This is a genomic window from Paenarthrobacter sp. PH39-S1 (genome assembly GCF_030063245.1).
Taxonomy (GTDB): Bacteria; Actinomycetota; Actinomycetes; order Actinomycetales; family Micrococcaceae; genus Arthrobacter_M.
This window is the reverse complement of record NZ_JASISR010000001.1, coordinates 265,529-277,632: the sequence shown is the minus strand read 5'-3', so window position 1 is coordinate 277,632 and position 12,104 is coordinate 265,529. Positions and strand designations below refer to the sequence as shown.

Sequence of the window (12,104 nt, the reverse complement as noted above, 5' to 3'; positions counted from 1 at the left end):
GTCGAGGGCGCCCGGTCGCAGGCTCACGGTGCGGACGCGTCCGTGCTTCTGCGACGTGACCAGTCCCGCGTTCTCGAGGACGGACAGGTGCTGCATGAGCGACGGCAACGCCATCGAGAACGGTGCCCCGAGTTCGGACACGACGGCTGGGGACTTCGCCAACCGTTCCACGACGGCCCGACGCGTCGGATCCGCGAGAGCGCGGAGCACGGCGTCAAGCTCGTCGTAATACTTAGGCACATCCCTAACTATTATTGAAGGGCAGTGATTCGTCAACCGGCTCACGCCAGGAACGTGGTCGCGTCCGTCTGCGACCTACACCGTGAACGCATTCGCGGACGAGTGCGATGGACTGGGTTTGAGAGTTCATCTACTAAGCCCACCCGAGGAATTCGACGTGCAGCCAGACGACCTCGCAATCATCGCGAAGTCGCTGGGTTCGAGCGCACACCGTTACATAAATGCGCACATTCGATCTTCGTGTGCGGCCAACGCTATCGAGAGAGTCCGCCTTTTGTCCTTTCCGAAACTGACACGGCCAGGCGATCAGGCGATCAACAAAACCTTGCCCATGTGTTCGCCGGAATCAAAATAGGCGTGTGCCTGGGCCGCCTCCGCCATCGGAAAAGTCTTGTCCACCAGAGTCTTGATTTTGCCGCTGCTGATCAACGGCCACACATGTTCCCGGACGGCGCTCATAATCGCGCCCTTTTCTTCCGTCGGACGCGCCCGCAGAGTGGTACCAATGATCGCCGCGCGTTTGGACACCAACTGGCCCAAGTTGAGTTCCGCCGTCGTCCCGCCCTGCATACCGATGACGACCAGCCGACCGTACGTAGCCAGCGCATCCACGTTGCGCTGCAGATACTTCGCGCCCACAACGTCTAGAATTACGTCCGCGCCGTGCCCACCCGTGCGCTCGCGCAACACCGCGACGAAATCCTGCTCACGATAATTAATGGCGATGTCCACTCCCAGAAATGCCGTGAGGGTACTGGTCTTTTCCGCACTGCCGCTGGTGGCGGCGACCGTCGCGCCCAAAGCCTTCGCCAGCTGAACGGCCATGACGCCGATGCCTCCGGTTCCGCCATGAATCAGCACCGTTTCACCAGGCTGAAGTTGCGCGGTCATGAACAGATTCGAGTACACCGTGGCCGCGACCTCGGGCAGGGCCGCCGCGGTGACCACATCCACGCCATCGGGGATGCGCAAGACCTGTTCCGCGGGCGCGACCACCTGCTGCGCATAACCGCCACCTGCGAGCAGCGCCACCACTTTGTCCCCCTTCGAGAATGCCCTGGCAACGTTGGTCCCAAAGCCCGCAATCCGGCCGGACACCTCCAGCCCCAGGATGTCAGAAGAGCCCCTCGGCGGCGGATAGAACCCCCGCCGCTGCTGAACGTCCGCACGGTTAATGCCGGCGGCAACAACGTCAATCAGCACTTCTCCGGGACCGGGAACGGGCGCCGGGACCTCGCGCAATTCGAGCATTTCCGGTCCGCCCGGGGCCTTGATACCTATTGCCTTCATTCCATCCTCCACTCTCCGACGCCGCACGGTCCTGCTGCGTTCTGCGCTGCGCTGTCTTACTCTGCGCCGTCTTACTGGGTGCTATTTTGCACTGACCTATCCTTCCACGCCCCGCTGCCTGTACCACCCATATTGACCGATTCGAGTCGCGCCAGGTTGCGTTCGGATGCAGGGGCTTCGGCACCCTATAACCGAGCGGCGACTGCCGGAACGACACCAGCCGCTGAGGCGTTCCGAATTCGATGGCTGGAAGGACGCCGTCGTCAGCCGGGTCTAATGCGCTGATTATGTGTGCCGGCTTCGTACCAATCGTGGCCCGCCAGTGCCGCCGAGTCCCATGTTCCCCACGGTAGGAGGTTCCTTACGAACTGCCCGCGCCCCTTCCGTCATCGCCAAGTGCCGGTGTCAGCTCGCCTGCGAGGTACCCTGATCCGCAGCCCCGCTGCGTGACCGTGGTTATGGTACCGAAAGCCCGGCGTATTCCTGACAGCAGAGACACCGTAGTTGTGGTGACAGAAGCCCGGAGTATTCCTGAGAGCAGGGCCCGCAACGGTCCGAAGAGAGCCCGTCCCATATTCCGTGCCGCTGCTTCCGGGGTTCCCGGGCACCGACATACTGGTGCCGGGTAGGGCGGGTGCGGTGGATTGGTAGGTGTGTCCGGTGGGGGTGGTGATTTGGACGGTATGGCGGGGTCCGGGTCGTGGGATGGAGGACCAGCCGGGCGCTTCCTTGGCGAGGTTGCAGCGTTCGCATGTTCCCTCCCCGTTGATTTCGCTGGTGGCGCCTTTGCGGTTGTGTGGCATGATGTGGTCCGCGTGCCGGATCGGCGCGTCGCAGTAGGGGGTGCGGCAGGTCTGGTCCCTGGTCCGGATGAGGCGCTGCAGTCCCGGCGGGAAGAACCTGGACCTCGCGTCCATGCCGACGAGCTGCCCGGTCCCCGGGGCGGTGAACAGTCTGCGCAGCGACACCCGGATCCCCGGCTCATCCGGCATCGCCGCGTCCGGCATCTCCCCGCCGGAGCTGCCGGCGGATCCACCGGGTTTGGTGGGTCCGGTGGCGGGTCCGTTGGTGGGTCTGTTGGTGTGGGGGCGGCGGGTGAGGTTCCGGGCCCATTGCGCGGGGACGATGCCGTAGCCGGGGAGGTAGGCTGGTTCGCTGTCGCCCTGGAAGAGGGTCCGGTCTGTCATGACGAGTTGGATCTCAACGCCGGTGATCCCGCCGGGGGTACCGGTGACGCGGTGGACGAGGGTGTCGGCCATGATCTGCCCGCGTCCGCGTCCGTCTCCGGACGCGCGCAGGGAATCCGCTTCCCTCGCCAGTGCCGCGTACACGGCCACGCCCTGAGCGACGGGGAGCAGCCCGGTCAGGTACGTCATGGTGTCCGGGGCGGGCCGGCAGCTGACGTGCCGGTCGTTTTCGGCCTTCGCGTTCCGCGCGGTGACGGACTGCGGGTCAAGGGCGTACGCGACCCGTTTGGCCTCGTTGACGAGCTTGTTGTTCCCCATCCCCGCCAGCGCCCCGGTGTCGGCGGCGAGCCCGGCATCAACGGTGCGCCGGTCATCGGCGCTCAGGCACGCGGTCTCCCGGGCCAGCAGTACCGCCCGCCACTCATTGAGCAGCCCGCTGCTCAGGGCCGTGAGGGTGTGCGGCATCTCGGTCACGAGGATCCGGGCCAGGCCCAGCAGCCGGTTTCCCTGCTGCGGGGATTCCCGCCGCGCCAACGCGATCTGCCCCCCGATGCCCTTGCCCAGCTCCGCGGCCGGGATACCCGCCCCGGCCTGCGCGCGGCGCTGGGACGCGTCGAACGCGGCAGCGGTACGGGCCTGCCCCGCGCAGGCAGCGGATTTGAGGTCCTCCATCACCCGCAGCAACCCAATCCGCTCCCCGTCATCCCCGTCCTCGGGATCCATCCCCGCCAAAACAGTGATCCACCCCGCAATCATCCCAACCCGACCAGCAACAACAGGACCAGCAGCAACAGGACCAGCAGTGACGGGGCCGGTGGCCGGACCGGCGGCAGCCCGGGCGCCCGAGTGGGCAGTGCCAAGGGTCCAAGACGTGGGTGTGCCGGCCGCGTTGTGTGCGGACCCTGCGGAACCGGAACTCAATGTATCGAACATGTATACTATACTACGCGCTGTCGGGAGTAAATAGTAGTATCTGCGAGTTTCCTTGTACGAATAACACTGTTGTCCTGTAGTGGCAGGATGGAGCCCTCCGAGGCCCCCGCCGAGTTCGTCTGTAAGAACATGCCGGCGGCTCCGCAGGACAGAATGCCTTCCAGAGGAGCCAAATATAAGACCCGATGGCAGCCCATCCGGCTCGCTTTGGGAGCCTCATGACGGATAGGGGCAGCATTCCTCCGGCATGAGCAGATCCGGAACCGGAGCGGGCGAAGCAGGTCCGGAACCGGAGCGGGCGAAGCAGGTCCGGAACCGGAGCGGGCGAAGCAGGTCCGGAACCGGAGCGGGCGAAGCAGGTCCGGAACCGGAGCGGGCGAAGCAGGTCCGGAACCGGAGCGGGCGAAACGAAGGACGTCCATTCCGGGAGGGGTGACCGACTTCATGTGTCCGGCCGCAGGCGGCCCTAATCGAAAACCGGGACGGAGCGCCGTCGTCGTCAATCCGTGGTCAATCCGCAGACCATGCCTCCGGCCGCCGCGCGGCCGGAGGCGACCTTGGAGTGGGGCCTTAAGCCATGCGGGCGTAGGACTCCCATTTGTGCGACTGGTGCTCGCCGTCGACGAAGCGGATGGTACCGGACTTGGAACGCATCACAATCGACTGCGTCAGGACCTTATTCTTGTCGTAGCGCACTCCGCGGAGCAGGTCCCCATCGGTAATCCCCGTGGCCGCGAAGTAACAGTTGTCGCTGCTGACCAGATCATTCGTGGACAGCACCCCGTCCAGGTCATGACCGGCATCGATGGCCTTCTGCTTCTCTTCGTCGCTGGTTGGCCACAGCCGTCCCTGGATGACGCCGCCCAGGGTCTTGATGGCGCAGGCTGCGACGATGCCCTCCGGAGTACCGCCGATGCCCATCAGCGCGTCGACGCCTGTACCGGAGCGGGCCGCTGCTATGGCACCGGCCACGTCGCCGTCCATGATCATCCTGGTGCGGGCACCCGAATCGCGGATTTCCTGCACCAGCGGCCGGTGACGGTCCCGGTCCAGCACCATAACCGTCAGGGCGTTGACCTTGACACCTTTGGCCTTGGCAATCAGTCTCAGGTTTTCCTTGACCGGCAGCCGGAGATCAACCACTTCCGCCGCTTCCGGCCCGGTGACGAGTTTCTCCATGTAGAACACCGCGGAGGGGTCGAACATGGTGCCGCGCTCGGCCACCGCCAGCACCGCTAGTGCATTGTTGATGCCCAATGCGCACAACCGGGTGCCGTCGATGGGATCCACGGCAACATCGCATTCGGGGCCGGATCCGTCACCGACCTGCTCGCCGTTATACAACATCGGCGCTTCGTCCTTTTCACCCTCGCCGATCACCACAATCCCGTTGAAATGGACGGTAGAGAGCAGCGAACGCATGGCGTCGACGGCGGCGCCGTCGGCCTTGTTCTTGTCCCCGAAACCGACCCAGTGACCACCGGCAATTGCGGCCGCTTCGGTGACCCGGACCAATTCCAGAGCAAGGTTCCGGTCCGGCTCGTCATCTCCTACAGCCAAGGCCGGGGAAAGGGTCGAATACTGGGCTTCGTCATTGTTTTCGGACACGAGTAACCTCATCCTTGAGTTCTGCTGGCGGTCTTCAGTACGTGGGAGCGCGGCGGCTCCGCCGGTCTCCCTCCGCCTTCATCATAGTTGGCCTGCTGCCCGGTCCGCCCATCGGATCGAAGCCGGAATTCATAGCGAGTCATCCCGCGAGTCATCCAGAAGGTGTGAACCCGGCACGGATAGGCGATTATAGAAGGGTGACTCAAACACACGACACGGATTCATCGGGGCCCAATCCCCCCTCGGCGGGACCGGATCGAGTCCCCGCCGCGACGCCCGCGGTGCCGCCCGCCGTGGTCAGGCCCGTCATCCCGGCCTCCGCCGCGAAGCGCGCCAATGCATCGGTTATGGGCATGATCCTGGCGCTGCTGGTCACGGTCGCCGTCGTGCTGCCCATCATCCTCCTTAACCCTCATCAGAACGCTTCCGCCTACCGGCCCGGGGTGGATGTTCCGGTGGTTGCCGGGCAAGCCAAGGGCGCCGCCGGCTTTGCCCCGGCGGCTGCGGTGCTACCCGAAGGCTGGAGCGCCAATTACGCGCGCTGGAACTCTGCAGGCCCAACCGAGGTGGCCTTCTGGGATGTCGGTTATGTATCGGCGGCCCAGCAGTTCATCTCACTGAAGCAGAGCGCGAACGCCAACCCGACCTGGGTGGCCCAAGCCACCGACAACGCGCCCGTGACCGGTGACCGCAGGGTCGGCCCGCAGGACTGGGAACTGCGGGACAAGCCCGGGTCAAATAAGAGCCTGATCCTCAACTACAAAGGAACTACGTTGGTCCTCAGTGGAAGCGCCACATTGGCGGAATTTGATATATTGGCAGCCGCCGCGACCGCCTCCATCGACGCGCAGCAGGCCAGCGGCAGCGCGTCTGCTCCGGCCGCAGGGAGCGCCAAGTGAGCGGCCCCGAGGACGGTGCGGTGCACGCTCCCTCCGCCGACCTGACACCGGCGCAGGCGTGGAAGAAGCTCAGCGAGGGTAATCAGCGCTTTGTTGACGGTTCATCCTCGCACCCGAATCAGGATGCCTCCCACCGGGCCACTCTGGTGAACTCGCAGAATCCGTTTGCGGTAATTTTCGGCTGTTCCGATTCCCGGCTGGCGGCGGAGATCATCTTCGACTTGGGATTGGGCGACGCCTTTGTGGTCCGTACAGCAGGTCATGTGATTGATAACACAGTCCTCGGCTCGCTGGAGTACAGCATTGCCTATCTTCATGTGCCGCTCATCGTGATTCTGGGCCATGACAGTTGTGGCGCCGTGACGGCCACCAAGGGAGCGGTTGAGACCGGGGACATGCCGGTCGGCTTTATCCGGGACCTGGTGGAACGAATCACCCCCTCCGTACTCACTTCGCTTCGCCGGGACAAGCACGATGTCAACGACATGGTGGTTGAGCACGTCAAACAGACGGCCCAGCGCCTGGTGGAGAACTCCCCGATCATCGCTTCAGCCGTGGCGGAGCAGCGGACCGCCGTCGTGGGGCTTGCATACCGGCTGCAGGAGGGCCGCGCTGACCTGGTCTCGAATTTCGGGACGTTGTGATTTCGGGACGTGGTAGGCACGCGACAGGCGGACGACAGGAGACACCGGAGCCATTTGCCGCTGCGGATCGGGACGGTTCCGCAGCGGCAAATGGCCCGGTTTCGGGCCTGCCTACAGGTGGCGTTATTCTTGGTGTCATGACGCAGACACCGGAGACCCCCGTCCAAGAATCCGATCAGCAGTTCCGCATCGAACACGACACGATGGGCGAGGTCCGGGTTCCGGCCAATGCCCTGTACGGCGCCCAGACGCAGCGTGCCGTTGAGAACTTCCCCATTTCGGGGACCACCTTGGAGCGCGCACACATTCAGGCGCTGGCCCGCGTAAAGAAGGCTGCCGCCACCGCAAACGCAGAATTGGGTGTGCTCGACGGCGAGCTTGCCAGGGCGATCGAAGCAGGGGCCGAAGACGTCATCGCGGGGAAGTACGACGGCGATTTCCCGATTGACATCTTCCAGACCGGCTCCGGCACGTCATCGAACATGAATGCCAACGAGGTCATCGCTTCCCTGGCCAACCGGGTGCTCCAGGAGGCCGGCAGCGACAAGGCCGTTCATCCGAATGACCATGTGAATGCGTCACAGTCCTCCAATGATGTCTTCCCGACTTCAGTACATGTGGCAGCGGCTTCGGCTTTGACGAAGGACCTGATTCCGGCCCTCAAGCACCTGGCCGCGTCGCTGCAGCGCAAGTCGGAGGAATTCGCCACCGTGGTTAAGTCCGGCCGCACCCATCTGATGGACGCCACCCCCGTGACCTTGGGGCAGGAGTTCGGTGGTTACGCCGCACAGGTCCGCTACGGCGTCGAACGCATCAACGCTTCGCTCCCGCGCGTCGCCGAGGTCCCGCTGGGCGGCACCGCGGTGGGCACCGGTATCAACACCCCCAAGGGCTTCTCCGAACGCGTCATCGAACTGCTGGCCCAGGACACCGGCCTGCCGCTGACCGAGGCGCGCGACCATTTCGAGGCGCAGGCGAACCGCGACGGCCTGGTGGAGATGTCCGGCCAGCTGCGCACCATCGCCGTGTCACTGAGCAAGATCAGCAACGACCTGCGCTGGCTGGGATCCGGCCCCAACACCGGGCTCGGCGAAATCTCGCTGCCTGACCTGCAGCCCGGCTCCTCGATCATGCCCGGCAAGGTCAATCCTGTCATCTGCGAGGCGGTATTGCAGGTCTGCGCTCAGGTGGTCGGCAACGACGCCACGGTGGCCTGGTCGGGAACCAACGGCGCCTTCGAACTTAATGTGGGTATCCCCGTGATTGCCGCGAACCTGCTGGAGTCCATCCGGCTGCTGGCTAATTCCACCCGCGTCATGGCGGACAAGATGATCGACGGCATTGAGGCGAATGTGGAGCGCGCCCGCTTCCTGGCCGAGGCTTCCCCATCCATCGTCACCCCGCTGAACAAGTTCATCGGATACGAAAGCGCCGCCAAGATTGCCAAGCACGCCATCAAGGAAGGGCTGACCATCCGCGAGGCGGTCGTGGCCCTGGGCTTCGTGGAGCGCGGGGAACTGACGGAAGAACAGCTGGACACCTCCCTGGATGTGCTGTCCATGACGCGGCCGCCGCAGTAGCCGTATCCGCGGCAGGAATTTGCCGCACCAGCGACCGCGCTTCACTAATGACGGCGCTGGTCATGGTGCTGACCGGAGGTCCAACGGACTTGATGGACGACGGCGGACACGGGCTTAAGGAGGCCGCGAACCGTTAGCGCGAGAAGTACGTCTCACCGGCGAAATCGAGGGCCCACTGCAGCCGCTGCAGATGTGCCTCCCCCAGCGGCGGTAGTTCATCGAGGCCGAACCAGCCGACCGCCGTCGACTCGTCGTCATTCACCCGTGCTGCACCGGACACCGCACGGGCCCGGAACACCAGATTCATGAACTGGCAGCGGTCCTTGTTGACGAATTCCACGGGAGGCTGGCTGTGCACCGCGACCAGACTCTCGATCAGCACCACAACGCCGGTCTCCTCCAGCACCTCACGGGCACCGCCCACCGCGGGTTCCTCACCCGGGTCCAGGATCCCGGTGATCAGAGTCCACTGCGCCGTGTCGGCGCGCTGGCCCAGCAGCACCCTGCCGCCGTCGTCGAACGCCGCCACCGTCACACCGGGCAGCCACAGCAGATCATGGCCAATCTTTTCTCGCAGGGCCAAAATGAATCCGGGGGTAGGCATACCCCACCTTAACCGGCGGGGACAAGCATGACGGCGAGGGCGCCTGCCAGCATAAACGGACCAAAGGGTATCTGCGTCTTCGGGCCACCCAGCCGCGTGACGATCAGCACGATGCCGCACAGGCCTCCAAGCAGGAACCCCGTCATCGTGCCGAACAGCACCTGCGGCCAGCCGAGGTAGCCCAGATACAGTCCCAGCAGGGCAGCCAGTTTTACGTCTCCCAGTCCCATTCCGGCAGGGTAAATCAGCCGCAGCAGTAGATAAAAGGCCCCCAGCACCATCGCCCCAAGCAGCGTCCGGACCGCGGTACGGAAATCGCCGGCGGCAAAACCAGCCGCCAGCAGAAGCACCATTGCCGCCCCGAAGGACGGAAAGACAATCCGGTCCGGCAGCCGGTGACTGCGGATGTCAATCACGGTCAGCCGCACGGCCGCCAACACCAGTCCGGCGCAGGCCAGCAGCACCAACCAGGCCGCCACTGGATGGTCCGTCCAAAGCCCGGTCAGGCGTGTGATCATAGCTGGATATTACTGGACGGTGCCCTGCGCGCCCAGACCCGGGAAAGCTGTGGACATGACTGAGTAAACTGTGGATATGACTGGGCCCGTGGAGCAATTCAGAGACTTGTGCAGGTCATCACCGTGGAAATGGCAGAGCCTGCGCTTTGAACTGCGTTTCCGGCAGGCGCCCGGGGCCTTCGACGCCATGGACGCCGCGGGCGACCCAGCCGAGCCAGGTGAGCCAGGTGCCCCAGCCAATTCAGACGAATCAGCCAGCCAAGCCAGCCAAGACGCCGCAGACGGCGCAGAAGGCCCGGGCAGCACGGACGAAACCGGCGCCGTCCAGGAACCCGATGCGACGGTCAACTGCTGGCTCCGCCGTCCGCATGCACTTCGCGTGGAGACCCCGGATGGCACGCTGCTGCACAGCACCACGGGGATCAACGATTCCAAGGACGGCCTGTTCATCAGCGGCCGCCGGAAGCCTTGGCTGTTGCCGGCCCATCTGGTCACACCGGTGTACGACGACGGAGGCCTGGTCCGCCGTCGTCCGGAAGCCGCCTACGGTGAGCCCCGGTTCGGCGACGGCCGGTTCCCCGCACTGCTGGACCCGGTGGAGCTCGCCGGCGATGCCCCGGTTCCGCTGGATTTCCCCTTTGCCAACGTGACCGAACCGGGTCCCATTGCCCTCGTGGATCATGAGGGCCGGCCGGCGCTGGAGAGCATCCTGACGCCGAACCCGTCGTACCGGCCGGTGGTGGCGGAGCATCCGTTGCTGTATCCCGGACGAACCGCGGTTCGCATCGACGCCGGCACCGGAGTCTGCGTCGCCAGTCAGTCGTTGGATGGTCCCACCACGGGGGCCGGGCACTGGCTGAAAATTCTGGGCGTGGACGAGTACATGCTGGACGATCTCTTCGTGGAGGTCAGCATGGGGCTCACCGATGTCCGCAGTCACATCAGCTGGGACGTCGGGCCAAGCGCCTGAACAGTCCTGCCGCCCGCCCCAAAACCTCTGCGCCCCTTGCCCCAAAAACACCACACGCTGCCGCAAAAAACACCACACGCTTACAGGCCAGTGGGTACATCTGCCCCCGAAAGCTCCCGTCCACAGGGCAGATGTCCCCACTCGGCGGGTCAGATGTCCGTGCCTTCGAGCAGTTCCGTGACGAGTGCGGCGATCGGTGATCGCTCAGACCGGGTCAGCGTGACATGACCGAACAGCGGATGGCCCTTGAGGATCTCGACGACGGCGGCAATCCCGTCATAACGTCCCACCCGGAGGTTGTCGCGTTGGGCGACATCATGCGTCAGCACGATTTTGGAGTTCTGCCCAATTCTGCTCATCACCGTCAGCAGCACGTTCTTCTCCAGCGACTGGGCCTCATCCACGATCACGAAAGAGTCGTGCAGGGACCGTCCGCGGATGTGCGTCAGCGGCAGCACCTCGAGCATGCCGCGGTCCATCACCTCTTCGACCACCTCCTGTGAAACCAGCGCGCCGAGGGTGTCGAAGACCGCCTGCGCCCAGGGGTTCATCTTCTCGCTCTCCGATCCGGGCAGGTAGCCGAGCTCCTGACCGCCGACGGCGTACAGTGGGCGGAACACCAACACCTTGCGGTGCTCGCGGCGTTCCAGCACAGCCTCAAGTCCCGCGCACAGGGCCAGCGCCGACTTCCCGGTCCCGGCCCGGCCGCCGAGCGAAACAATGCCGACCTCCGGATCCATCAGCAGGTCGATGGCCAACCGCTGCTCCGCCGAGCGGCCGTGCAGCCCAAAGACGTCCCTGTCACCCTTGACCAACCGGACCTGTTTGTCCGCACCGACCCGGCCCAGTGCCGAGCCGCGGTTCGAGAGCAGCACCAGCCCCGTATTAGCAGGCATTTCCGCGGCCGCGGGGATGAACACCGGCTCATGGTTGTACAACGCGCCGACCTCGTCATCGCGGACGTCCAGTTCGGCCACCCCGGTCCAGCCCGAATCCTTGACCAGTTCGTTGCGGTATTCGTCCGCCTGCAGCCCCATCGCCGAGGCTTTCACCCGCATCGGCAGGTCCTTGGACACCACGGTCACGTTGCGGCCCTCATTGGCCAGGTTTTTGGCCACGGCCAGGATTCGGCTGTCATTGTCCCCATTGCGGAATCCGGCCGGCAAAACGTCGGAGGAAATGTGGTTCAGTTCCACCCGCAATGATCCGCCCTCTTCCCCGAGTGGGATCACCTGATCCAGGCCGCCGTGCTTTATCCGCAGCTCATCGAGCAGCCGCAGCGCCTTGCGGGCAAAATACCCCAGTTCGGGGTCGTGGCGTTTCTTTTCCAATTCGCTGATGACCACGATGGGCAGGATGACTTCATGCTCGGCAAAGCGGAGTATCGCGTGCGGGTCGGAAAGCAGCACCGAAGTGTCCACCACAAAGCTATGCTCCGCCGTCGTCTGTTCAACCTGGGCTCGTTCAGAAATAGCCACATCGACTCCAGTCCCGGGCGCACGCACCCGGATTTACTAGGGGTGAGGCGGGCGGCCCGGTAGGCCGCACGCGGCCCCGCGATGTATTCCGCGCAAAAACGCGCTTCATAGCCGGCCTCCCGATCGTCAGGCATTGGGCCCTCCGATAGCACC

General features: G+C 64.6%; 11 protein-coding genes. 4 read left to right on the top strand and 7 right to left on the bottom strand.

All coding sequences use genetic code 11. The features are described from left to right. The 4 genes from QMG52_RS01225 to glpX form a co-directional block, all read right to left on the bottom strand. Positions 1–240 (bottom strand): ArsR/SmtB family transcription factor (locus QMG52_RS01225; RefSeq protein ID WP_283558603.1); only part of this gene is annotated, 240 nt, incomplete at its 3' end. A gap of 306 nt (positions 241–546) precedes the next feature. After that, complete coding sequence (locus QMG52_RS01220; protein WP_283558602.1) at positions 547–1,530, bottom strand: NAD(P)H-quinone oxidoreductase; 984 nt, start codon at positions 1,528–1,530, stop codon at positions 547–549. A 386-nt stretch (positions 1,531–1,916) separates the two neighbouring features. Further along, the gene (locus QMG52_RS01215) at positions 1,917–3,650 is read right to left on the bottom strand and encodes an HNH endonuclease (protein ID WP_349361636.1); all 1,734 of its coding nucleotides are present in this window, start codon (positions 3,648–3,650) and stop codon (positions 1,917–1,919) included. Positions 3,651–4,220: 570 nt separating this feature from the next. Then, positions 4,221–5,270 carry a class II fructose-bisphosphatase gene (gene glpX, locus QMG52_RS01210; RefSeq protein ID WP_283558601.1) on the bottom strand — a complete coding sequence of 350 codons (1,050 nt, stop codon included), beginning with the start codon at positions 5,268–5,270 and terminating at the stop codon, positions 4,221–4,223. 185 nt (positions 5,271–5,455) lie between these two features. Between glpX and QMG52_RS01205 the strand changes: the two genes are divergently transcribed. The 3 genes from QMG52_RS01205 to QMG52_RS01195 all read left to right on the top strand — a co-directional run bounded on the left by QMG52_RS01205 (position 5,456) and on the right by QMG52_RS01195 (position 8,381). Further along, positions 5,456–6,157 (top strand): DUF4245 domain-containing protein, encoded by a 702-nt coding sequence (locus tag QMG52_RS01205; protein WP_283558600.1) that lies wholly within the window; start codon positions 5,456–5,458, stop codon positions 6,155–6,157. Next, entirely contained in the window at positions 6,154–6,801 is a 648-nt protein-coding gene (locus QMG52_RS01200) for a carbonic anhydrase (RefSeq protein ID WP_283558599.1), read from the top strand. Before QMG52_RS01205 ends, QMG52_RS01200 begins: the two co-directional genes overlap by 4 nt. Positions 6,802–6,938: 137 nt before the next feature. After that, positions 6,939–8,381 (top strand): class II fumarate hydratase, encoded by a 1,443-nt coding sequence (locus QMG52_RS01195; RefSeq protein ID WP_283558598.1) that lies wholly within the window; start codon positions 6,939–6,941, stop codon positions 8,379–8,381. Positions 8,382–8,514: 133 nt separating this feature from the next. Here the strand turns inward: QMG52_RS01195 and QMG52_RS01190 are convergent, their stop codons facing one another. Beyond that, positions 8,515–8,985 carry an NUDIX hydrolase gene (locus tag QMG52_RS01190; protein ID WP_283558597.1) on the bottom strand — a complete coding sequence of 157 codons (471 nt, stop codon included), beginning with the start codon at positions 8,983–8,985 and terminating at the stop codon, positions 8,515–8,517. A gap of 8 nt (positions 8,986–8,993) precedes the next feature. Continuing rightward, on the bottom strand, positions 8,994–9,503 hold the full coding sequence (locus QMG52_RS01185) for a prepilin peptidase (RefSeq protein ID WP_283558596.1): 510 nt from the start codon (positions 9,501–9,503) through the stop codon (positions 8,994–8,996). A gap of 88 nt (positions 9,504–9,591) precedes the next feature. Here QMG52_RS01185 and QMG52_RS01180 point away from each other — a divergent pair, with 88 nt between their 5' ends. Next, a complete protein-coding gene (locus tag QMG52_RS01180; RefSeq protein WP_283558595.1) occupies positions 9,592–10,473 on the top strand; it encodes a hypothetical protein in 882 nt (293 codons plus the stop codon). 149 nt (positions 10,474–10,622) lie between these two features. On the opposite strand, the gene phoH2 is transcribed toward QMG52_RS01180, so the two are convergent. Further along, entirely contained in the window at positions 10,623–11,951 is a 1,329-nt protein-coding gene (gene phoH2, locus QMG52_RS01175; protein WP_283558594.1) for an RNA 5'-3' helicase PhoH2, read from the bottom strand. Positions 11,952–12,104: the final 153 nt, after the last annotated feature.